We start from the raw sequence: 20,834 nt of genomic DNA, 5'->3' as shown, positions 1-20,834 counted from the left end.
CGACGGCGTTCGGTGACCGCGCTTCCGCTCACCGCCCGACACCCCACCGCCGGGCCCCGATCACTCCACCACCGACCACCAGCCCCACGACGATTCCGGCCGCCAGCACCCGCCCCGCACCGAATTCCGCCCCGGTCACCGGAACCACCGAGGCCGCCGCGACCACGCCGGCGCCCGCGCACGCCGCCACCGCCTCTCCCCACGCGCGCGCGGTCCCGCGCCCCCACCTCCACGGCCGGCCCTCACTCGTCACCAGGTACGCGACCAGCAGCACGACCACCCCGGCACCCTCCCACCACGCCGGGTCGCCGAACGCGGCGACGACCACAACGCCCGTCGCCAACACGGTCGTCCGGTGCCGCACCAGGAGGTGGGACCAGCGGGCCGACTCCAGTGTCGGCCGCCGGTCCAGCGCCGGTGCCGCCCACAACGCGAAGACGACCGCGCACCCGAACAGCAGGGCATCCCGCGCCCCGCCCACGGTCGCCCACGGCCGCCACGCCATCACGACGGCGGCCGACCCGATCACCCGCACGGGCAGGGTGCCGATCCAGTAACCCGCCCACTCCCGCAGGCTCACCCGCGTGTCGAGCACCGTCATCGCCCCCTCCCGCCGACCCGCCCGGACAACAGCGGTGCCAACGCCAGATCCAACGGCTCACCCACGACGTGCCGCAGCACCGGCACCCCGCTGTCCCGCAGGGCGAACCTCATGGCGTCACGGTCCGCGTGCCACAGCCGCAGCCCCAACTCGCCCGACTCGTCACCGGGTTCGACCGGCGGGTCCCCGCTCGGGATCTCCACGACCACCGGGCGGCGTCCCCGACCCTGGAGATCCCGCAGCACCTTGAGCATCCGGGCGTCGCTCAACGGAGTGAACACGTAGACGAGCGCGCCCTCCGGCAGCGCGGACGGCGGCACCCGCTCGAGCCCGGGCCCGTCGAAGCGCCGGTCCCTGCGGACGTCGAGGACACTCTCGACGATGCGGTAGAACGCCGCGTCCCCGGTGCCCGGCGCCAGCCAGCGCGTGGTGCCCCCGGTCGAGACGACCCCCACCCGGTCGTGGGTGCGCAGATACGCGCGGGCCAGCCCGGCGGCCGCCCGCACCGTCTCGTCCAGGGACGACACCCCGGTCACCGGGTCGACCACGTCCCCGAACACGTCGAGCAGCATCACCGTGTCGGCGGCACGCTCGGCCGCGAACCGGTGCAACTGCACCGCGCCGCGCCGGGTCGTCGACGGCCAGTGGATGCGCCGCTGCCTTTCCCCGGGCACCCACGCCCCCACCCCGACGACCTCGACGCCCTCTCCGGCCTGTACGGAGGCGTGTTCGCCGAGCCGCTGCGGCAACCGCGCCGGAACCGGCGTGAACCGCGCCTGCGTGGGGCGCGGGAACACCGACACCTCGGCCGCCTCGACCCGCACGGTACGGCGCACGGTGCCCCCGGCGTCGTACACGTCGAGGTCCACGGGCCCGAGCGACCAGCGTCCCCAGAGCAGCGCCGTGTGGCGCAACGTCACCGTGGACGCGCCGACCGCGACCTCGTCGAGCCGCAGGCCCGGGCCGAGGGTGACCCCGGGATCGAGCCGGACGGCGCCACCGTCGTGGGCCACCGAGATCCGGAGGGTGACGGTGTCGCCCTCGAAGCAGCGCCTCGGTTCCACGGCCGCCGACGTCTCGACCCGCCGGGCGTACGCGCGCGGCAGCGCGAGCGCCAGCAGCACCAGCGGCGCGGCCGCGAGCGCGAGGAGCCATGCCCGGCCGGTGAGCAGGGCGGCGGACAGCGCGACGACGGCGACCGTCAGCAGGCGCAGCGCCCGCTCGCCCGGGCGCGGCCCGCCGGGCGGCGGGGGCGGCGGCTGGGTGGGGGAGGTGCGCCCCTCCAGGGCACGGACCACCGCGGCGCCGGGCCTCGGTGCCGGCGCGGGCGCGGTCACGACGACACGGCGGCCGTACGCCGCGTGGACGGTGTGCCGACGCTGTCGACCATCTCCCGCAGCACGTCGTCCGTGGCCACCTCGCGCACCCACAACTCCGGCCGCAGCGACACCCGGTGGGCCAGCGCCGGCACCGCGAGCGCCTTGACATCCTCCGGGACGACGTAGTCGCGGCCGTTCAGCACGGCGCGGGCCCGCGCCAGCTGGACCAAAGCGAGCCCGCCGCGCGGCGAGGCGCCGATGCTGATCTGGGGGTGCTCGCGGGTCGCGCCGACGAGCGCGACGGCGTACTCCAGCAGGTCGTCGTCGATCTCCACACCCTCCACCACGCGCCGCCAGGCCACGACGTCCGCCGGACCCGCCAGCGGCTTGAGCACCGCCTCGGGCGCGGCCCGGTCGATCCGGGCCCGCAGCATCGCCAGCTCCTCCCGCGCGCTCAGATAACCCATCCGCACCCGTAGCTGGAAACGGTCGAGCTGCGCCTCGGGCAGCGAGTACGTGCCCTCGTACTCCACCGGGTTGGCGGTCGCGACCACCATGAACGGGTCGGCGAGCGGCCGCGTCTCACCGTCCACGGTCACCTGCGACTCGGCCATCGCCTCCAGCAGCGCGGCCTGCGTCTTGGGCGGCGTCCGGTTGATCTCGTCGGCGAGCAGCAGGTGCGTGAAGACCGGCCCGGGACGGAACACCATCTCGCCGGTGCGCTGGTCGTACAACGGCGCCCCCGTGACGTCCGACGGCAGCAGGTCGGGTGTGAACTGGATCCGCCGGAAGTCCAGGCCGAGCGTGGTGGCGAAGGACCGCGCCAGGAGCGTCTTGCCGAGCCCCGGCAGATCCTCGACGAGGACGTGCCCGCCGGCCAGCACGCCCAGCATCACCAGTTCGAGGGCGTCCGGTTTCCCGACGACGGCACGTTCGATCTCGCGCAGCACGGCACCGGCCTGCTCGCCGACCTGCTCGGGGGTAAGGGGCTGAGGCGTGGTGGGACTCGTCACGTCGCTTCTTCCTTGTGAGTGCCGGGGGTACGCGTGCGGGGTGAGCCGAGGTGTTCGAGCCGGTCGACGAGGCGGCGGAGTACGTCGACGGGGATGCCGCCGTCGGGCCCGGTACGGGGCGTCTGGGACCCGAGCCAGGGCCACAGGTCGGGTCCGATCAGATCGGCGGCGCGCCCAGGCTGTCGGTCGAGTGAGACGTGGTGGTGTTCGGCGAGTGCCGCGGCGTAGAGGCGGCGCAGCTCGGGCCGCAGCACCGCCCGGTAGTAGAGGGCACCGTCGGGACCGGTGGCGGTGCGTACGTTCCGCCGCCATTCGCCCATGCCCGGCGTCCGGGTCCGCAGCAGCCGCACGTCCCCCCGCCGTCCGGAGTCGAGGGCGCCCGCCCCGACGACGTACCGGGCCACGACCAGCGTCGCGACGGCGAGCAGGGTCACGACGGCGCCGGCCGCCCGGACCCCGTCGAGGAGCAGGACGAGCAGGACGCCCGAGGCGGCGACCGCCGCGGCGAGCAGACCGAGCCCGCGCAGAGTGAAGGTGCCCTGTCCCGCGGGCCGTTCCGTGCGCCCGTTCACCGCCGCGCCTCCCGGTGCCGGAGCAGCGAGGCGATCTCTTCCAGGGCGCCGGCCGCGGCCTCCCTGTGCGGGTGCCCCATCGGATGTGAGGAGTAGCGGGCCTCGCGGAACAGGGCGGTGAGCCGCGGCGCGGCCGGGCCCGGGGCGAGGCCCGCGTCGGCGGCACGGGTGAGCAGGTCGGCGGGGCTGTCGGAGGCGTGCCGCCGTAGGCCGGACGCGACGAGGGCGTCCTCCATCGCCGCGTAGCAGGCGATGACGGCGGTACGGGCGTCACCGGTGTCGGCGAGGGCGCGGCGGCCCGAGTGCACGGCGGACAGGAGCAGACGCGCGTCCTCGTCCTCGGCCGGGGCGCCCGCGCGTTCGGGCAGCGCCGGTACGGTCAGACCCCGTCGGCGCAGCCGCCGCACGACGAGCACCACGACGACCACGACCACCACCGCGGCCGGCAGGCCGAGCAGAACGTACAGCGGCAGGGAGTAGCCGTTCCCGGAGCCTCCCTCGGAATCGGCCCTGCCGAGACCCGGCGGCGGTGAGACCGGCGGCGGCATGTCCACCGGCGGGTCGGGTGATGTGCTCCGGTGGTTGAACCGATGCATGACCAGGGCCAGTACGCCGATGACGCCCGGCCCCGCCAGGAGCAGCGGCACAGCCGCCCGCCGCAGCCGTTCCTCGCCCGGTGTCAGCGGTCCGCGGTCGGCCGCGATCCTGGGGCGCAGCCGCTCGACGGCGAGCATGACCCCCACCGCCCAGGCGACGGACGACCCGATCGCGACGATGCCCCAGTGGCCGAGCGGCCCCTGGCCGGAGCGCAGCAGGCCGTCGGCGGGACGCAGTACGAGCGCCGCGACCGCCAAAGCCCCGACCACCCCGGCGGCGACCACCGCCCCGGGTACCGCCCGGCGTCTTGTCTGCTCCCCGTGTTCCATGCCGACCCCCCCCGGCTGAACCCTTCCCCCAAGGTCAGTTCACCGCATCCTGACACATGAAGAGCCCCGCCGGACGGGTCACCCACCCGGCACGGCGTCCGTGCGCCACGCCACCGAGCGTCAAGATCTGCCGGGTCACAGGACTGTCCCAGGGGGCGGCGGCCGCGAACAGGTGAGGAACGGCGGCTGAGGTGTCCCTCCGGCCGGCCGAGGGCGTGCCCTGGCCGGGCGTGTGCCGAAGGTGGTGCGTCGTGCGCCCTGGGATGCGTGTAACAGGAATGTCTTCAGGGGCGGTTGCGCGGAACGGACTGCCGGGCGGGGTGGCTCTTGGTGTGCACAAGCGCCGGTACAGCAGCGACTGGTACCGACGGCCGGCACGCCCAACCGATACCGAGGAAGACACGATGCGCGTTCACAAGCTCACCTTCGCAGCTCTCGCCGTTGCCGCGAGCCTCTCGCTCACGGCATGCCAGAACGACGACGACGCCACGGGGCAGAGCGACCCGTCGGCGGCGTCCAGCGAGGCTTCCTCGGGCGGCGGTTCGGGCTCGGGCGACTCGCAGCAGGGCGCCGGGGACGAGACTGGCGGGGAGGGCACCGGTGGGCAGGAGGCGGCAGCGGGGTCCGGCTCCGGCGCTGGCTCCGGGGAGAGCGACAAGACCGGCAAGTGCCGTACCGACGAGCTGAAGTTCAAGGCGATGGACGCCACCATCGGCGGCGACACCGAGGGCACCGTCGCGGTGGAGCTGACCAACGGCGGCGGCCGGGAGTGCGCGATCTCCGGGTACGCCGGCGTCGATCTGAAGACCGACTCGGGCACGCTGTCCGCGAAGCGCAGTGGCGAGCCGGTCGTCCCTGGCACCCTCAAGGACGGGGAGACCGTGGCCTTCGGCATCCACTACCCGATCAACGACTCGGGCGGCTCCGGCGTCCGCATCACCGGGCTCGTGGTCACCCCGCCCGACGAGACGAAGTCCGTCACCCTCGACTGGCCGGGCGCCGCCACGCTGCCCGTCACGGACGGCACCGGCTCCCCGGTGAAGGTCGGCCCGATCGGCAGCGCCGGCCAGGGCGGCTGACCGCACCTGAAGTACCGTCGGACAGCGCCGCCAAGCCGCGGCGCGCCGCAGCAGGCGGCGTTGGGGGAGAGGAGCGGAGCGACACATGCAGGAGCCGGAGTTCCACCGGGCGGTGACCGCGGCCACGTCGATCGCCTCATCACTCGGCCTGGCCACCGAAGACGTGACCGTTCTCCACGACTCGAACAAGCTCACCCTGCGTCTGCTGCCCTGCGACGTCCTGGCCCGGGTGGCCCCCGTCGCGCAGCAGGTCGCGGAGTTCGAGATCGAACTGGCGCAGCGGCTCACCGCATCCGGGTGCCCGGTGGCCGCCCTCGAACCTCGTGTGGGGCCACGTGTCCATGAGCGTGGCGGCTTCGCGGTCACGTTCTGGACCTACTACGAGCCCATGGCACCACCCGAGGTGTCACCGGTCGACTACGCCGACGCGCTGAAGCGTCTGCATACCGGCATGAGTCGGCTCGACGTCCCGGCGCCGCACTTCACGGACCGGGTCGAGCAGGCTCAACAACTCGTCGCCAACCGCGACCGCACCCCGGATCTCGCCGAAGCGGACCGGCAACTGCTGCGCGACACGCTACGAAGCCTGAGGAGAGCGATTGGCGAGCGTGGCGAGGCCGACCAGCTGCTGCACGGTGAGCCGCACCCCGGCAACGTCCTCAGGACGCCGCACGGACCGCTCTTCATCGACCTGGAGACGTGCTGTCGCGGGCCCGTCGAATTCGATCTCGCCCATGCCCCCGAGGAGGTCGGCGCACACTATCCGGGCGTCGACCGGCACCTGCTGCGCGAGTGCCGCCTCCTCGTACTGGCGATGATCACAACGTGGCGCTGGGACCGAGACGACCAGTTCCCCGACGGACGACGGATGGGAACGGAGTGGCTCAGCCGAATCCGAGCAGAACTCGACGGCGACGGGGCGGACAGCCGGAGCTGACCACGGAGGGCGGATGCATGTCTAGGCATGCCTGGCTGCGCGCAACGTTTGCGCAAGCGCGTCCACGGTCACGCCCACGATGGCCAGGAGCTGCGCCGGACTCGCCCCGGCTCTGCTCATGACCGCGAGAGACTGGTTCACGGCAGCCGTGTGTTCAGCGAAGGCATCGGCGTCCTCGTCGGTCAATCCCCCCGCCTTCAGCGCGGCGCGCAGACGCAGACGCTGGAAGCCGAGCGCCTCCTTGGCGTGCGCCGCGACGGCGGGACTCAGCACCGGAATCGCCATGGCCGACTGGGCGATCAGGCACCCATCGGGCACTTCGGGATCGGCGATGCGCTCAAGGGTGACGTCGAAGAACGCACGAACGGCCGCAAGGGGTTCCGAGGCCGCGCACGACAGGGCGGCGTCGTACTTCTCCCCGTAGCGCGCGGCGTAGCGATCCAGGCAGCGCAGGAAGAGCGTGTCCTTGGCGCCGAGGGAGGAGTAGATGGAGCTGCGGTTCAGGCCGGTCACCCGTGACAGGTCGTCCACAGAGGTGTCGGCGTAGCCGACGCGCCAGAACTGGATCATCGCGGCGTCGAGGGCCGTGTCCATGTCGAACTGCTTCTTGCCTGCCACGTGGCACTTCCTTGCCGGAGTCTTGATGTCTCTGGGGTGTGCTGCACACCATTCTATCTTGAACTGACTAGTTCAAGATGTGCTACGTTCGAGACGTGATCACGACCGCGGGCCTCACCGCCGTGCTGGTGCCCTGGGCCTCGGGGGTGACTCCAACGCGCGCACAACCGGCAAAGCCCACACCAGTGAAGGTCTCCCATGACTGACTCAGCGACCACCTCTCGGCATGTCTCCGAAGCCAACCCCGTCCGCGACCTGCCCCTGCACGACCTGGACGGGTTCACCCACCGTTGGGTCGACGCGGACGGCGTCCGCCTTCATGCCGTCGAAGGCGGCCGGCCGACCGGCCCCGCAGTCGTCCTGCTCGCCGGATTCCCGCAGACCTGGCAGGCCTGGCAGAAGGTCATGCCCAGGCTCGCCGACCGGTTCCGCGTCATCGCGATCGACCTGCCGGGCCAGGGCCACTCCGAGCGCCCGGAGCGGGGCTACGACACCCACACCGTCGCCGCCCACGTCCACGCCGCCGCAAGGGCACTCGGAGTGTCGTCCTACTGGCTGGCCGCCCACGACGTCGGCGCCTGGGTCGCCTTCTCCCTCGCCCTCAACCACGAGAGCCGGCTGCGTGGGGTCGCCCTGCTCGACGCCGGGATCCCCGGCATCACCCTCCCGGAAGCGATTCCCACTGACCCGGCCCGGGCGTGGAAGACCTGGCACTTCGCCTTCCACCTCGTGCCCGACCTGCCCGAGACCCTGCTCGCCGGCCGCGAACGGGACTATGTCGGCTGGTTCCTGAGGACGAAGACCCTCTCTCCCGATACGTTCGACGACACCGACCTCGACCACTACGCAGCGGCCCTCGCCGCCGACGGCGGCCTCCGCGCCTCCCTCGCCTACTACCGAGAAGCCGCCGAGTCGGCACGCAGGAACCACCAGGCCCTCAGCCGCCGGCACCTGTCCGTGCCCGTCCTCGGCATCTCCAGCAGCCACGGCTCCATCCCGGACATGGCCGCCTCCATCGGCCCATGGGCCGACAACACCACCGGAGTCGTCGTGCCCGAAGCCGGACACTTCATCCCGGACGAGCAGCCCGAGGCAGTCGCCGCCGCGATCGCCGGCTTCATCGCCGGCGACGACTGACGCTGTTCGAGAAGTCATCTCGGCCGGGTGCTACCCCATGACCGCCCGGGCCGCGTCCAGAAACGCCAGCCGGTTGTCCTCCAAGTAGTCGCGCACGCTCTCGCCGTCGGGCATGCCTTCCCACACGGTCCGGTTGAGGTCGAGGAAGTACGCGCGTGCCGCGTGGTGCACGGGCAGGGGGAACTGGATGCGGATGAGACGCTCCGCGACCCACAGCCTGTACATGGCGTCCCGGGTCGTGAGGAACCAGTCGTCGGTTTCCTCCCACTCGGAAGGCCGACTCAAGGCGGAGCGTTCTGCTTCGGCTCCCACCTCGATGAACCGCTCCAGCAGCGCCAGCCGTTCCCCGCGCCGGGCCTCCGACACGGCGATCTTCTGCCGTTGCTGTTCAGCGCGTTCCGCCGAGAGTTGAGTCCTGTGCTGGACGAGGTAGGACAACGAGCCGCCGAGGACGACGCCGCCGAGCGATATGAGTGACACCCAGACCTGACCTGACATGGCGGTCATCGTGCCATGGGGTCGTTCTCCGAGACGATCTCGCTGTGGTTGGTGTGATCAAGGTGTCCGCTCCGTCCTGGACAGCCCCGCTCACCGGGCCACCAAAACCGCAGGACGAAACAATGTTCCTCCCCGGATCCGGTCATGGTTCGCCCGTGCCGCCGTTGCCCTTCAGGCGTTCCAGGTCCGACGCGCGGACCTGGATGACGAACAACGCGATGACGGCGGCGAGCCCGGCCATCACGGCGGCTACGACGAACGCCGCGGTCACGCCGGCGGTAAGCACCTGGTCGCCCCAGATTCCCGGCAACTCCCCGGTGCGCTTCGCCTCCGCCTGCTCCTGCGGCGTCGCTTCGGAGAGGAAACTCGGCAGCAACGACTCGGCCTTGTTGCGGCTGGCCGTGCCGAACGTGGTCACCAGAATGGAGAGGCCGAGCGAGCCGCCGACCTGCTGGGTCGCGTTGAGCACCCCGGACGCCGCCCCCGACTCCCGTTCCGCGACGCCCGAGACCGCCATCAGCGTGAGGGACACGAACTCCATGCCCATGCCGAGGCCGAACACCAGCATCGGGCCCAGCACGCTGCCCGCGTAGGTGCTGTCGATGTCGGTCAGCGTCAGCCACGACAGGCCGGCCGCCGCGAGGAGTCCACCGAGCACCATGAACGGCTTGGGGCCCGTTCTCGGCAGCAGTTGCGACGCCAGGCCGGCGCCGACCGCGATCACGGCGCTCACGGGGAGGAAGGCGAGCCCGGCCTCCAGTGGCCCGAACCCCAGCACGTTCTGCACGTACAGCGTGAGGAAGAAGAACATGCCGAAGATGGCCGCGGACAGGCTGAGCATCATCGCGTACGTGCCGGCCCGATTGCGGTCGCGGAACATCCGCAACGGCGTGATCGGCTGCCGGGACCGCCGCTCCACCAGCAGAAACGTGGCCAGCAGTACCACGGCGACCGCGAAGGCGACGAGCGTGACCGCGTCCCGCCAGCCGTCCTCGGACGCCCGGATGAAGCCGTACACCAGTGAGACCATGCCGAGTGTCGAGGTCAGCGCCCCGGTGACGTCGAACCGGCCCGGCCGGCGCTGCGACTCACGGATGTACCGTGGCGCCGCCAGCGCGATGAGCAGGCCTATCGGCACGTTCACGAAGAAGATCCAGCGCCAGTCGAGCCATTCGACCAGGATTCCGCCCGCGAGCAGCCCGACCGCGCCGCCGCCCGCCGACACCGCGGCGAACACACCGAACGCGCGATTGCGTTCGGGCCCCTCGGTGAAAGTCGTCGCGATCAGCGCCAACGCCGTCGGGGAGGCGATGGCGCCGCCCATGCCCTGGACCGACCGGGCCAGCAGCAACTCCCACGGGTTCTGTGCCAGCCCGCACAGCAACGACGCTGCGACGAACAGCAGCACTCCGACGACGAACATCCGCCGTCGGCCCAGGATGTCGCCGGACCGGCCGCCGAGCAGCAGCAGCCCGCCGAAGGTGAGGGTGTACGCGTTGATCACCCACGACAGACCTTCGGTGGAGAAACCGAGCGAGGTCTGGATGTGGGGGAGGGCGATGTTCACGATGGTGATGTCCAGGACCACCATCAGCTGACACGAGGCGATGACCAGCAGTGCTACGCCTTTACCGCGCTTTCGTCGCGGCTGAGTGATCGAATCGGCCGGGACAGGCTGAGGGTTCGACATGTGCGTTCCCTATGGCGAGGGCCTGGGACGGGCTCCAGAGAGCCCCACGACGACCGTAAGCCCACACCTCGCACTGCACCATTCGGGTGAGTACGGACATCAGCGAACGGCTACCGGCTGGTCGCCGCCGGCCACCGCTGTACAGCGTGTACGCAATCCGTACGGATGCGGTACGGAGCCGACTCGGTGTCCGTTCGACGGAGACCTCGGCTCGCGGGACCGCGACGGGAGTCCGGGAACGCGTCCGGCGTACAACGGGCTTCAAAACCAGTCCGGTTCACTCTGGTCCAACCAGTTGACCAGATGGAGCGCACGGTTCAGGCTCTGGGCCATGACAGAGCAGCCGATCCGGCGTGAGGCGGTCTCCGACCAGTTGTTCACGCTGCTGAGAGACCGAATCCTGAGCGGGACGCTCGCCGCCGGAGCGCCCATGACCGCCGAACGGGAGCTGGCCGCAGAGTTCGGGGTGAACCGGCACGCCGTACGGGAGGCGGTCAAGCGTCTCCAGCAGGCGCGGCTCGTCGAGGTGAGCCACGGCGGACGCACCAGGGTCCTGGACTGGCGACGCACCGCCGGACTCGATCTCGCCGTGCAGCTCGCCCGCGCGACCGGTTCCCCCACGCACGACCTGCGGCGGGACGTCCTGGAGATGCGGGCCTCGCTCGGGGCGGACGCCGCCCGGCTGTGCGCGGCCCGCTGCTCGCGCGAGACCGCCGCCGACATCGTCAGCGGCGCGGCCGGTTACATCGGCTGCGGACCCGACCTCGCCGAGCTGGGCGCCGCGGACGTCGCGTGGTGGCGGCTGATCGTGGAGGGCTCCGGAAACCTCGCCTACCTCCTGGCCTTCAACACCCTCGTCGACGGCTCCCTCGTCGCCGGTGAGGTGCCGACGGAGCTGCGCGCGGCCGAACTGCTGGACATCGAGGGCCATGTGCGGCTCGCCGCGCTCATCGGGACGCGCGACGAGCAGGGCGCGGAGGCCGCGGCACGCGCCCTGCTGGCCCGCAGCGTGCCCACCCCACCCGTCGCCCCCGAACTCGAAGGAGGACCGGCGTGATACCCGCAGTCGTCTACGCGATACCCGCCTTCGTGCTGCTGGTCGCCGTGGAGGCGCTGTCGTACCGCTTCCTGCCGGACGACGAGGAACGGGGCTACGAGACCCGCGACACCGTCACCAGCATGTCGATGGGCGCGGGCAGCCAGGTCGTCGGCCTCCCGTGGAAGGCGGTCGCGATCGTCGCGTACGCCGGGCTCTACACCCTGGCGCCCTGGCAGCTTTCCCCCGGCTCGGTCTGGACGTGGGTGCTGCTGTTCTTCGCGGACGACCTCGCCTACTACGTCTTCCACCGCGCCCACCACCGGATCCGGGTGCTGTGGGCGAGCCATGTCGTCCACCACTCCAGCGTGCGCTTCAACCTCTCCACCGCGCTGCGGCAGAGCTGGACGCCCATGACCACCCTGCCGTTCTGGCTGCCGCTCGCCCTGCTCGGCGTACCTCCGTGGATGATTCTGCTCCAGCAGTCGATCAGTCTCGTCTATCAGTTCTTCCTGCACACCGAACGCGTGGACAAGCTCTGGCGCCCGGTCGAGTTCCTCTTCAACACCCCTTCCCACCACCGCGTCCACCACGGCTCCAACAACGCCTATCTGGACCGCAACTACGGCGGCATCCTGATCGTCTGGGACCGGCTCTTCGGTACGTTCGAACCCGAGGGCGAGCGGGTGGTCTACGGCCTGACGAAGAACATTGACACCTACAACCCGCTGCGCGTCGCCTTCCACGAATACGCGGCCACCTGGCGCGACGTGCGCTCCGCGACCCGCTGGCGGGACCGCGCGGGCCACGTCTTCGGCCCGCCCGGCTGGACGCCGAACACGGACCACTGAGCCGGCGGCCGCCGCCGGTCGCGCCCCGTCGGCGAGGACAATGGGAACAACGCGTTCCCGCGAGAGAGCCGCGACGAGGGTGAGGACCATGGAGCCGGGTGAGCACAGCATCGGCGTACTCGTGTTCGACGGGATGAAGATGCTGGATCTGTCCGGGCCCGCCGAGGTCTTCAGCGAGGCCAACCGGTTCGGCGCCCGCTACCGGCTGACCCTCGTGTCGGTCGGCGGGGGCACGGTCGCCACCTCCATCGGCGTCCGCGTCCCGGTCGACGCCGACGTCACCGAGGCCTCCGCCTTCGACACCCTGCTGGTCGTGGGCGGCGACCAGGTGCCCCACGGCACGGTGGCCCCGGACCTCGCCGCCGCCGCGCGAGAGCTGGCCTCCCGGTCCGGCCGGGTCGCGTCGATCTGTACGGGTGCGTTCATCCTCGGTTCCGCGGGGCTGCTCGACGGCAGGCGGGCGACGACGCACTGGCAGCACACCGCGCTGCTGGCCCGTCGCTGCCCCGCCGCACACGTGGAGCCCGACGCGCTCTACGTGCGGGACGGCTCGCTCTACACCTCGGCCGGCGTCACCGCGGGCATCGACCTGGCGCTGGCCCTGGTGGAGCACGATCACGGACCCGACCTGGCCCGCGGCGTCGCCCGCTCGCTCGTCGTGTACATGCAGCGAGCGGGCGGGCAGTCCCAGTTCTCCGCCTCCCTCCAGGGGCCGCCCCCGCGCACGCCGGTCCTGCGGAGGGTCCAGGACGCCGTACAGGCCGATCCCACGACCGATCACGACCTGGAGGCGCTCGCCGCGCGGGTGCGGGTCAGCCCCCGGCACCTGACCCGCATGTTCCGTACGGAGCTGGACACGACGCCGATGAGGTACGTGGAGCTGATCCGCTTCGACATGGCGAAGGCGCTGCTGGACGCCGGGCACAACGCGACGGAGGCGGCCGCCCGGGCGGGATTCCCCAGCTACGAGAGCCTGCGCCGTGCCTTCGCCCGGCATCTGGGCGTCTCTCCGACCAGGTACCAGCGCCGCTTCACCACGACCGGGGCGGGTACCCGGGTCGCGCGCACCTCGCGCTGACACGCCGGGGTGTGCCGCACGGCCGTGTCCGTCCGCGAGGGGTTGTCGGCCATCCGTGAGCGGACGCGCGGACACCGGCGGACGCAGGGTGGAACCACCGATCACCTCTGCCAAGGAGAGCCCTCATGAGTGAGAAGATCGCCGGCGTCGAGATCCCCGACAGCGTCCTCGTCCGTGAAGCCACGGAGCTGATCCGCACCACCACACCACCGCTGATCTTCCACCACTCCCGGCGGGTCTACCTGTTCGGCAGCCTCCAGGCCGCCGCGCTCGGGCTCCGTCCCGACCCCGAGCTGCTGTACGTGGCGGCGCTGTTCCACGACACCGGGCTCGTCCCGCCCTACCGCGGCGACGACCAGCGGTTCGAGATGGACGGCGCCGACCAGGCCCGCGACTTCCTGCTGGCCCGCGGCGCGTCCGCGTCGGACGCCGAGACGGTCTGGACGGCCGTCGCCCTGCACACCACGCCCGAGGTGCCCTACAAGCTGGCGCCGGAGATCGCGGCCACCACGGCGGGAGTGGAGACGGACGTGCTCGGCCTCAACCTCGGCAACCTCACCCGGGGCCAGCTCGACGAGATCACGGCTGCCCACCCCCGCCCGGACTTCAAGCGGCAGATCCTCCACGCGTTCACGGAGGGCTTCAGGCACCGTCCCGCCACCACGTTCGGGACGGTGAACGCGGACGTCCTCGAACACTTCGTCCCCGGCTTCCGCCGCACCGACTTCGTCGAGGTCATCGAGGGGTCCGACTGGCCCGAGTGAGCGGGTCCGCGAAGGGGTCGTGGGCCCACCCGGACGGGACGGGGGAGGGATGACCCGGGAGCCAACACAGGCCGGACGAGCGGCGCAGCAGGAAGCGGAGAAGTCCAACCGGTCGGCGCAGCAGGGAATCGATTCGGCGGGTGAACGGTGTCCGGAGGAGCCGAAACGGCCGCTCCGAGCTGTGAGCATCGGACACCGACAGCGGATCGGCGGGCACCCTGCGCAGGGGACGCCGATCCCCCTACCGTTGGGAGCTCTCCTTGCGTCTTCGTCGTATCGCGACCAGTGCCCTCGGCTCCGTCGCTCTCGTCCTCGCGTCCGCAGGCGCGGTCACCCTGACCGCAGGTCCCGCCGCCGCGAACCCCTGCGGCTTCTATGAGACCCATTCCGACGCCTACTACAACCACTGCACCTCGGACGGCTCACGCATCATCATCGAGATCGACGACTGGGGGCCGAACAGCGAACAGTGCGTGGGCCCGGGCGTGACCTGGATCGGCTCCAGCTCCGGTGTCGACGGCGCCTGGTACACCGGCCGCACGTGCTGACCTGGGAGCGCCCCGTCATCTGACGGGACCGTAGCACCGAGCGCCGTGCGGGGAGGCCATCGCGAGATCGCGGCCTCCCCGCACGCACTCGGGTGAACCGCTCAACCGTCCGCCGTACCGGCCCGGTTCTGATCGCGCCACTCCCGGGGCGACATGCCGTAAGCCTGCTTGAAGACCTTGCTGAAGTGCGCGGCGTTCACGAAGCCCCAACTGCGGCCGACCGCCGCGATGGTCCGCCGACGACCGGCCGGGCCGGCCAGATCCCGCCGGCATTCGGCGAGGCGGCGGGTGCGGATCCAGTCCCCGAGGCTGATGCCCGAGCGGGCCAGGACGGCGTAGAGGTGGCGCACGGAGATGCCGTGCGCGGCGGCGATCCGGGCCGCCGACAGGTCGGCGTCCGCCAGGTGCTCCCGCATGTACCGGGTGATCCGCAGGCCCAGTGTCGCCTCCAACGGGCCCTTGGCCCGGCCGGAGTCACCGTACTGGGTGGTGAGGACCGCGCGCAGGAGTTCGACACTGGGCTCCACGACAGCGTCGGCTGCCTGCCCGCCCTGGTGCAGGGCGTCGGCGACGGCCAGCTGGGAGAAGTAGCCGAAGGCGAGCGGTGCGACGGGGTTGCCGGCTCCCATCGCCACCGCGCCGGTCTCCCGGAGCAGCCGGTCCGGCAACGCGAGCGATGAGCGCGGGAAGCGCAGGAAGTGGTGGTCGACACCGTTGTCGAAGAGCAGCGTGTAGGGAGAGACCGACTCGTACACGGCCAACTGGCCCGGCTGCAGCACGCATTCGCGGCCGTTCTGCACCACGAGGCTGGTGCCGGCCACCTGGAGGCCGAGGAAGACGGCCGGTTCCTCGTCCCGCCGCGCCAGTCGCTCCGTGCGCCGGACGGTGACCGCGGACGCCCGCGCCGAACAGAACCGCATCGGCCCGACGGCGCCCAGCCCGATGCGGACGGAGATGTCCTCGACCGGCGGCCGGTGGTCGATGTCGACCGCCACCAGGGACTCCCACACGGCATGCCGGACCACCTCCTCCCGGTCCCGCGGCGTGACGAACGCCGTGTCCAGAACCGGACTCATGAGGCAGACCTCCCGTTGCGCCGGTCATGGCGCCGCCCCCGCGACTGCTCGGCCCGTTCCCCCACAAGTCCCCCTCGGCACGGACGGATCCCGGGCCTCATTCTGACCCGAAGCTCTCGCGCTGAACAGCGCCGCCGCCAGGTCACCGCGGTGCTTCCGCCGCTCCTCACGGGCGGCTTCGCCGCGGCGCACACGTTCGCGCACGCCTGACAAAGCACTCCGCACGCACGGCAAAGCCTCCTCCCCACGACCGCCCTAGGGTCATCCACGGCACGCCCGGAGGGCCGGCGCACAGGCCGCCGATCCTCCGGCCGGGAAAGGTGACACGTCCGTGAGGAAGAAGACCCTCGTCGCCGCCGCCCTCGCCGCGGCGGTGTGCTGGGCGACCGGCTGCGACACCCCGGCGGAACGGCAGACCGTCTCGGACACGGAGGTCCGGGACCTCACCGTCCGGGAGGAGATCCGCATCGGGCGCGCAGAGGAGCGGCTCGTGAAGGAGTGCATGGCCGCGAAGGGTTACCCGTACTGGGAGTTGCCGGTCCCCGGCGCCGACGAGCGCAAGGCCGGCCGCTACGTCACCGACGACGTGTCCTGGGCGCGGAAGTACGGCTACGGCCGCGTCTTCGAGGAACGCGGCGAGGAGATCCGAAGGACCGACCCGACCACCGTCCACATCAACAAGCTGGGCCCCCGGGAGCGAGCCGCCTACAACAAGGCCCTGGACGGCGACCACCGGAACCGGATGAGCACCGAACTGCCGGGCGGTTCGGGCACGGTGGACGCGCCCCGCGGCGGGTGTGCCAACCAGGCACGCTCCACGCTCTACGGCGATGCCGAGAAATGGTTCGCCGCGCGCAAGACCGTCGAGGGCATCCTGCCGCTCTACGGTCGGGACCTCATGGAGGACAGCCGGCTCACGAAGCCGGTCGCACAGTGGGCGCGCTGCATGCGGGAGGCCGGCCGCCCCTTCGACGACCCCGGCCGGCTCCTCCAGGAACGTGTCAGGGCCACGGCGGACATGCCGTCCGCCGAGGCCCACAGGTTCGACCGGACACTGGCGGTGCTCGACGCGACCTGTGCCGGGAAGACCGCCCTCGCGCGGACCATGCGCGCCCTGGAGACCTCGTACCGGGAGAACGTACTGAAGAGGTACGTGAAGCAGAGGAACACCTACCGCACGATGCGCCTGCACGCCCTGCGCCAGGCCGAAGACGTCCTGTCCTGACCCCGGCACCGCCATCACACCCACCCAAGGAGATCCATCATGCGCAAAATCCCTGCCGCGGCCGCCGTGGCCGTGTTCGCCGGCCTCAGCCTCCTCGGCCCCGTGCCCGGCGCGTCCGCCGCCCCGGCGGCCACCTGCGCCGACAACTACGAATCGGCGCGCGCCGGGTACATGTACGCCTACAACGGCGCCAACTGCGAGGGACAGCTCGGCCTCGCGGTCGGCGACGACCAGGACTGGGGCGACTCCGCGAGCAGCTTCCAGGGCTCCGACGACAACAGGGCCTCCTCGGTCCTGAACATGGGCCGCTACTCGGAGGTCAAGTTCTTCCAGTTCCCGACCAGCTTCGAGGGCTTCAACGCCCACATCTGCCTGACCCGAGCGGAGGGCTACGCCTCGAACCTCAGCGACGACTACTTCATGGAGGACCCGATCTTCGGCAGCGCCAACAACAGCATCAGCGCCCACATCTGGGTCGACCGCACTTCGTGCACCGCCTACGCGGTGTGACGGTCGTCCGACCCGAGTCCGGCCCATCGGAGGACGCGCTGAGATACGGCGGACGGTAGGCGGGTGGGGAGCCCGACGTGGCAGTCATGTGCCCCAGTCGTCGGGCCCCTCGCCGCGCCATTCGATGCCCTTGGACCGGACGACGTCCATGTCGTCGAAATCCTGCAACCCGGCCTCCTGGACGAAGGCGGCGATGTCGGTGGTGGTGTAGGCGATGCCGACGAAGTGACCGTTGATGCGGACGCGCCTGCCGCTGTCCGCTCCGGCGGGGTAGATGACGATCGGCTGCTCGCTCATGGTCTCAGGGTGGGCCGGACGGCGGCCGCACGCACGCGGAGCGCTCGGCGCGGAGGTCCTTGCGGACCGGAGTGGCGCCGTGCCGCCCCACGGGGCCTCCAGGGCGCGCACCTCGTCGTCGGTGAGTTCCACGTCGAGTGAGGCCACGGCGTCGTCGATCTCCCAGAGTGGGTCCCTCCCAGCGGCGATGGACGGTTCCCGGCAGCTTGCCGGGGCCGCGCGCGTCGGCGGGGGAGCGCCGGCTGTCGCACGGCGGACGGTCCAGGGCGGCAGGTGTCGTTCCCGACGGGACCGGGCCGACCCGACCGCACCGAGCCCGCCCGTCCCGCTCCGAGCCCGCCCGTCCCGCTCCGAGCCCGCCCGTCCCGCGCCAAGCCGGTCCCCGGGTGACCGATCCGACCCGGCTTCGTGCCGGACTTGTTGACATGCACAGTACCCATCGCGATTCTGTGACAGCTGGCTTCCATCGATGTAAATGTCCGTTGCGAGCCGCTCGGCGCACCCCCTCGACCTACGTGCCGACCGCACCGACAACCCGCTCGACGGTCACGGGCCGACCCCACAGACTCCGCCGACCCGTTGCTGACCGGACGCCAGGCCCGACCCGCCGCGCCACGGCCGGGCCGGTGTCGAACAGGAGACCGATCAGGGAACGGGACCATGAAACCTCTTCGCCTGCTCCACGCCGCCGTCGCCTTCGGCCTCTCCGGCATCCTCGCGGCCGCGCTGTCCCTGGCGTCCGCCGAGCCCGCCACCGCCGACCAGACCGGGCTGCGCGCCGCCGACCCCAGCGTCCTGCGCGTCGGCAGTACCTACGTCTCCGTGCAGTCGGCGGGTGGCGGCATCGTCGTGCGCCAGGCGCCGTCGACGGCCGCCCTCGCCTCGGCGCCCGCCCGCCAGGTCTGGTCCGACACCGGGAACCGCGGGGAGGTGTGGGCCCCCGAGATCGTGCGGGACGGCGGCCGCTACTACATCTACTTCTCGGCCGGCCGCGGCGCCGACCACCGGATGTACGTCATCAGCTCCGCCTCTGCGGACAGCGGATACACCGCCGAGACGAAGCTGGCGCTGCCGGACGACAAGTGGGCCATCGACGGCACCCTGTTCACGTTCAACGGGCAGCGATGGTTCGTGTGGTCCGGCTGGGCGGGCGACACCAACGTCGAGCAGAACCTGTACATCGCGCGGATGAGCAGCCCCACCACGCCGACCGGCCCACGCCACGTCATCTCGCAGCCCCGGGAGAGCTGGGAGCGGGTGGTCGGCAACCCGTACATCAACGAGGGGCCCGAGCCCATCAAGGACCCCAACGGCCAACTGCACATCGCGTACTCCGCCAACGGCAGCTGGAGCGACCAGTACTGCCTCGCCGACCTCCGGCTGCGGGCCGGCGGCGATCCGACGTACGTGTGGGACTGGTACAAGTCCAACGGCTGCCTCTTCGGCTCGAACCGCGCCACCATGATGTCCGGCTGGGACCCGACCCTGCACGTCAACGGCCCCGGCCACCACACCTTCGTGCTGCTCGACGGCGACATCAACACGAGCCCGCCCGCCGGTGCGCGCTTCCCCCTGATGTTCCACGCGGTGGCGAAGGGCACGCCGTACTCCTGGGAGAACCGGTACTGGTACACCGGCACCTTCGCCTGGTGGGGGAACACCACCTACAGCCGCGCCAACGTCCCCGGCCCGAACAACGACACCGGCTGGAGCCTCAAGTTCTTCGAGTAGCACGCCCGTGCGGCCCGCCTCCCGGCGGTGTGTGCGACCATCCCGGATAGTCCGGTGCCGGTCGGTCGCCATGCTTGTCAGCGCCGGGAGACGAGCTGTATAACGTTGTAAACTCGTGCCCAGGGGCTTGGAGTCCGGCTCACCGTGGGGACACCCGCCCCGCACCGAACACCGAGTGGGGACGCTTCGGAGGGATTCGACGTGCGGGTCAGCCTCAAGGACGTCGCCGCGCACGCGGGGGTCTCCGTCAAGACCGTCTCCAACGTGGTGAACGACTATCCCTACGTCACCGCCGGAATGCGGGAGCGCGTCCAGCGCTCCATCGACGAGCTGGGGTACCGGCCGAACCTGACGGCACGCCACCTGCGCAAGGGACGCACCGGCATCATCGCGCTCGCCCTGCCCGAGCTGGGCAACCCCTACTTCGCCGAGCTGGCCGCCGCCGTCATCGACGCCGCCGCCGCGCACGACTACACCGTGCTCCTCGACCACACCGGCGGGCTGCGGGAGCAGGAGATCCTGGTCAGCCAGGGATTCCGGGCCCGGGTGATCGACGGGCTCATCCTCAGCCCCATCGAACTGGAGACGGAGGACCTGCGCGACCGCACGGAGAACGTGCCGCTGGTGCTCCTCGGCGAGCGGGACTACGACCTGCCCTACGACCACATCGCCATCGACAACGTCGCGGCGGCCCGCACCGCGGTGCGCCACCTGATCGGCCTCGGCCGCCGGGAGGTCGCGTTCATCGGTGACCGGCTCGGTCGCAGCGAACCCGCCCAGCTGCGTGTGCGCGGCTGGCGCGAGGAACTGGCCGCCGCCGGACTGCCGGCCGACGACGGACTGGTCGCCGCCACCGACGGCTGGGGACACGCGGACGGCGCGGCGGCCATGGCCCGGATCCTGGAGGCCGGCCGGCGGCCCGACGCGGTCTTCGCCTACAACGACCTCGTGGCCATCGGGGCGATGCGTGTCCTGCACGCGCGAGGGCTGCGGGTGCCCGAGGACATCGCGGTCGTCGGATTCGACGACGTGGTCGAGGGCCGGTTCGGTGCGGTGACGCTCACCTCGGTGTCGCCGGACAAGGAGGCCATCGGCCGGCTCGCGGTGGAGTCCGTACTTTCCCGGCTGGGCGGCCAACCGGCCGAACCCCGCCGCTTCTTGGCCGACCACCGGCTGGTGGAGCGGGAGAGCACGCTGGGCCGCGGCGCCGAGGGCATCTGAACACACGCACCGGCCCGTGCCCGGGAGGGTGGGTCATGTGGCACAGGCACGGGTTGCGTGACATCGTTGTCACGCGCGCCGATGACCCAGTTTCAGCGGAGCGGCGG

General features: G+C 71.6%; 22 protein-coding genes. 12 read left to right on the top strand and 10 right to left on the bottom strand.

The window, feature by feature from the left end; genetic code table 11:
* Window positions 1-28: 28 nt before the first annotated feature.
* Genes ACZ67M_RS27335 through ACZ67M_RS27315 form a run of 5 tightly spaced genes read right to left on the bottom strand, consistent with a single transcriptional unit; the run spans window position 29 to window position 4,431 of the window.
* Window positions 29-601: a hypothetical protein gene (locus tag ACZ67M_RS27335; RefSeq protein WP_392018169.1), complete on the bottom strand. Its 573-nt coding sequence runs from the start codon at window positions 599-601 to the stop codon at window positions 29-31.
* Window positions 598-1,938, bottom strand: coding sequence for a DUF58 domain-containing protein (locus ACZ67M_RS27330; protein WP_469853235.1), 1,341 nt, complete (start codon window positions 1,936-1,938; stop codon window positions 598-600). Before ACZ67M_RS27330 ends, ACZ67M_RS27335 begins: the two co-directional genes overlap by 4 nt.
* A complete protein-coding gene (locus ACZ67M_RS27325; protein WP_361360079.1) occupies window positions 1,935-2,933 on the bottom strand; it encodes an AAA family ATPase in 999 nt (332 codons plus the stop codon). The genes ACZ67M_RS27330 and ACZ67M_RS27325 overlap by 4 nt, the downstream gene beginning before the upstream one ends.
* Window positions 2,930-3,505 carry a hypothetical protein gene (locus ACZ67M_RS27320; protein ID WP_469853233.1) on the bottom strand — a complete coding sequence of 192 codons (576 nt, stop codon included), beginning with the start codon at window positions 3,503-3,505 and terminating at the stop codon, window positions 2,930-2,932. Before ACZ67M_RS27320 ends, ACZ67M_RS27325 begins: the two co-directional genes overlap by 4 nt.
* Window positions 3,502-4,431: a DUF4129 domain-containing protein gene (locus ACZ67M_RS27315; protein WP_392018180.1), complete on the bottom strand. Its 930-nt coding sequence runs from the start codon at window positions 4,429-4,431 to the stop codon at window positions 3,502-3,504. The genes ACZ67M_RS27320 and ACZ67M_RS27315 overlap by 4 nt, the downstream gene beginning before the upstream one ends.
* 404 nt (window positions 4,432-4,835) lie before the next feature.
* Here ACZ67M_RS27315 and ACZ67M_RS27310 point away from each other — a divergent pair, with 404 nt between their 5' ends.
* Both ACZ67M_RS27310 and ACZ67M_RS27305 read left to right on the top strand, forming a co-directional pair.
* Entirely contained in the window at window positions 4,836-5,510 is a 675-nt protein-coding gene (locus tag ACZ67M_RS27310) for a DUF4232 domain-containing protein (RefSeq protein WP_392018183.1), read from the top strand.
* Between the two features lie 85 nt (window positions 5,511-5,595).
* Window positions 5,596-6,447: a phosphotransferase enzyme family protein gene (locus tag ACZ67M_RS27305; RefSeq protein WP_469853231.1), complete on the top strand. Its 852-nt coding sequence runs from the start codon at window positions 5,596-5,598 to the stop codon at window positions 6,445-6,447.
* Window positions 6,448-6,468: 21 nt separating this feature from the next.
* Here ACZ67M_RS27305 and ACZ67M_RS27300 read toward each other — a convergent pair whose 3' ends face one another.
* Window positions 6,469-7,065 (bottom strand): TetR/AcrR family transcriptional regulator, encoded by a 597-nt coding sequence (locus ACZ67M_RS27300; protein ID WP_392104298.1) that lies wholly within the window; start codon window positions 7,063-7,065, stop codon window positions 6,469-6,471.
* 198 nt (window positions 7,066-7,263) lie between these two features.
* On the opposite strand from ACZ67M_RS27300, the gene ACZ67M_RS27295 reads away from it, so the two are divergent.
* A complete protein-coding gene (locus ACZ67M_RS27295; protein WP_469853229.1) occupies window positions 7,264-8,202 on the top strand; it encodes an alpha/beta fold hydrolase in 939 nt (312 codons plus the stop codon).
* A gap of 30 nt (window positions 8,203-8,232) precedes the next feature.
* Here ACZ67M_RS27295 and ACZ67M_RS27290 read toward each other — a convergent pair whose 3' ends face one another.
* Both ACZ67M_RS27290 and ACZ67M_RS27285 read right to left on the bottom strand, forming a co-directional pair.
* The gene (locus tag ACZ67M_RS27290; RefSeq protein WP_469853227.1) at window positions 8,233-8,709 is read right to left on the bottom strand and encodes a hypothetical protein; all 477 of its coding nucleotides are present in this window, start codon (window positions 8,707-8,709) and stop codon (window positions 8,233-8,235) included.
* 133 nt (window positions 8,710-8,842) lie between these two features.
* Complete coding sequence (locus ACZ67M_RS27285; RefSeq protein ID WP_392236557.1) at window positions 8,843-10,390, bottom strand: MFS transporter; 1,548 nt, start codon at window positions 10,388-10,390, stop codon at window positions 8,843-8,845.
* A 331-nt stretch (window positions 10,391-10,721) separates the two neighbouring features.
* Between ACZ67M_RS27285 and ACZ67M_RS27280 the strand changes: the two genes are divergently transcribed.
* The 5 genes from ACZ67M_RS27280 (at window position 10,722) to ACZ67M_RS27260 (ending at window position 14,667) form a co-directional block, all read left to right on the top strand.
* Window positions 10,722-11,447 (top strand): FadR/GntR family transcriptional regulator, encoded by a 726-nt coding sequence (locus ACZ67M_RS27280; protein ID WP_361360106.1) that lies wholly within the window; start codon window positions 10,722-10,724, stop codon window positions 11,445-11,447.
* On the top strand, window positions 11,447-12,277 hold the full coding sequence (locus ACZ67M_RS27275) for a sterol desaturase family protein (protein ID WP_385798007.1): 831 nt from the start codon (window positions 11,447-11,449) through the stop codon (window positions 12,275-12,277). Before ACZ67M_RS27280 ends, ACZ67M_RS27275 begins: the two co-directional genes overlap by 1 nt.
* An 88-nt stretch (window positions 12,278-12,365) precedes the next feature.
* Entirely contained in the window at window positions 12,366-13,355 is a 990-nt protein-coding gene (locus ACZ67M_RS27270; RefSeq protein WP_469853225.1) for a GlxA family transcriptional regulator, read from the top strand.
* Window positions 13,356-13,480: 125 nt separating this feature from the next.
* Window positions 13,481-14,119 (top strand): HD domain-containing protein, encoded by a 639-nt coding sequence (locus ACZ67M_RS27265; RefSeq protein WP_469853223.1) that lies wholly within the window; start codon window positions 13,481-13,483, stop codon window positions 14,117-14,119.
* 260 nt (window positions 14,120-14,379) lie between these two features.
* Window positions 14,380-14,667 carry a DUF6355 family natural product biosynthesis protein gene (locus tag ACZ67M_RS27260; protein ID WP_392104292.1) on the top strand — a complete coding sequence of 96 codons (288 nt, stop codon included), beginning with the start codon at window positions 14,380-14,382 and terminating at the stop codon, window positions 14,665-14,667.
* A 101-nt stretch (window positions 14,668-14,768) separates the two neighbouring features.
* On the opposite strand, the gene ACZ67M_RS27255 is transcribed toward ACZ67M_RS27260, so the two are convergent.
* Window positions 14,769-15,743 carry an AraC-like ligand-binding domain-containing protein gene (locus tag ACZ67M_RS27255; protein WP_469853221.1) on the bottom strand — a complete coding sequence of 325 codons (975 nt, stop codon included), beginning with the start codon at window positions 15,741-15,743 and terminating at the stop codon, window positions 14,769-14,771.
* Window positions 15,744-16,074: 331 nt separating this feature from the next.
* Between ACZ67M_RS27255 and ACZ67M_RS27250 the strand changes: the two genes are divergently transcribed.
* Both ACZ67M_RS27250 and ACZ67M_RS27245 read left to right on the top strand, forming a co-directional pair.
* The gene (locus ACZ67M_RS27250; RefSeq protein WP_469853219.1) at window positions 16,075-16,968 is read left to right on the top strand and encodes a hypothetical protein; all 894 of its coding nucleotides are present in this window, start codon (window positions 16,075-16,077) and stop codon (window positions 16,966-16,968) included.
* Between the two features lie 39 nt (window positions 16,969-17,007).
* On the top strand, window positions 17,008-17,478 hold the full coding sequence (locus tag ACZ67M_RS27245; RefSeq protein ID WP_469853217.1) for a hypothetical protein: 471 nt from the start codon (window positions 17,008-17,010) through the stop codon (window positions 17,476-17,478).
* 84 nt (window positions 17,479-17,562) lie between these two features.
* Here the strand turns inward: ACZ67M_RS27245 and ACZ67M_RS27240 are convergent, their stop codons facing one another.
* Window positions 17,563-17,775 (bottom strand): hypothetical protein, encoded by a 213-nt coding sequence (locus ACZ67M_RS27240; RefSeq protein ID WP_361360130.1) that lies wholly within the window; start codon window positions 17,773-17,775, stop codon window positions 17,563-17,565.
* A gap of 660 nt (window positions 17,776-18,435) precedes the next feature.
* Here ACZ67M_RS27240 and ACZ67M_RS27235 point away from each other — a divergent pair.
* On the top strand, window positions 18,436-19,506 hold the full coding sequence (locus tag ACZ67M_RS27235; RefSeq protein WP_469853215.1) for a glycoside hydrolase family 43 protein: 1,071 nt from the start codon (window positions 18,436-18,438) through the stop codon (window positions 19,504-19,506).
* Between the two features lie 201 nt (window positions 19,507-19,707).
* Entirely contained in the window at window positions 19,708-20,727 is a 1,020-nt protein-coding gene (locus ACZ67M_RS27230; protein ID WP_469853214.1) for a LacI family DNA-binding transcriptional regulator, read from the top strand.
* Window positions 20,728-20,834: the final 107 nt, after the last annotated feature.

It is taken from the genome of Streptomyces sp. NPDC107500 (assembly GCF_055582785.1).
This window is presented reverse-complemented; position numbering and strand designations above follow the sequence as displayed.

Excerpts from the sequence above, each read along its gene's own strand:
- ACZ67M_RS27335 (WP_392018169.1), bottom strand. The coding sequence starts at position 601 with ATGACGGTGCTCGACACGCGGGTGAGCCTGCGGGAGTGGGCGGGTTAC.
- ACZ67M_RS27315 (WP_392018180.1), bottom strand. The coding sequence starts at position 4,431 with ATGGAACACGGGGAGCAGACAAGACGCCGGGCGGTACCCGGGGCGGTG.
- ACZ67M_RS27310 (WP_392018183.1), top strand. The coding sequence starts at position 4,836 with ATGCGCGTTCACAAGCTCACCTTCGCAGCTCTCGCCGTTGCCGCGAGC.
- ACZ67M_RS27305 (WP_469853231.1), top strand. The coding sequence starts at position 5,596 with ATGCAGGAGCCGGAGTTCCACCGGGCGGTGACCGCGGCCACGTCGATC.
- ACZ67M_RS27295 (WP_469853229.1), top strand. The coding sequence starts at position 7,264 with ATGACTGACTCAGCGACCACCTCTCGGCATGTCTCCGAAGCCAACCCC.
- ACZ67M_RS27290 (WP_469853227.1), bottom strand. The coding sequence starts at position 8,709 with ATGACCGCCATGTCAGGTCAGGTCTGGGTGTCACTCATATCGCTCGGC.
- ACZ67M_RS27285 (WP_392236557.1), bottom strand. The coding sequence starts at position 10,390 with ATGTCGAACCCTCAGCCTGTCCCGGCCGATTCGATCACTCAGCCGCGA.
- ACZ67M_RS27280 (WP_361360106.1), top strand. The coding sequence starts at position 10,722 with ATGACAGAGCAGCCGATCCGGCGTGAGGCGGTCTCCGACCAGTTGTTC.
- ACZ67M_RS27270 (WP_469853225.1), top strand. The coding sequence starts at position 12,366 with ATGGAGCCGGGTGAGCACAGCATCGGCGTACTCGTGTTCGACGGGATG.
- ACZ67M_RS27265 (WP_469853223.1), top strand. The coding sequence starts at position 13,481 with ATGAGTGAGAAGATCGCCGGCGTCGAGATCCCCGACAGCGTCCTCGTC.
- ACZ67M_RS27255 (WP_469853221.1), bottom strand. The coding sequence starts at position 15,743 with ATGAGTCCGGTTCTGGACACGGCGTTCGTCACGCCGCGGGACCGGGAG.
- ACZ67M_RS27245 (WP_469853217.1), top strand. The coding sequence starts at position 17,008 with ATGCGCAAAATCCCTGCCGCGGCCGCCGTGGCCGTGTTCGCCGGCCTC.
- ACZ67M_RS27240 (WP_361360130.1), bottom strand. The coding sequence starts at position 17,775 with ATGAGCGAGCAGCCGATCGTCATCTACCCCGCCGGAGCGGACAGCGGC.
- ACZ67M_RS27235 (WP_469853215.1), top strand. The coding sequence starts at position 18,436 with ATGAAACCTCTTCGCCTGCTCCACGCCGCCGTCGCCTTCGGCCTCTCC.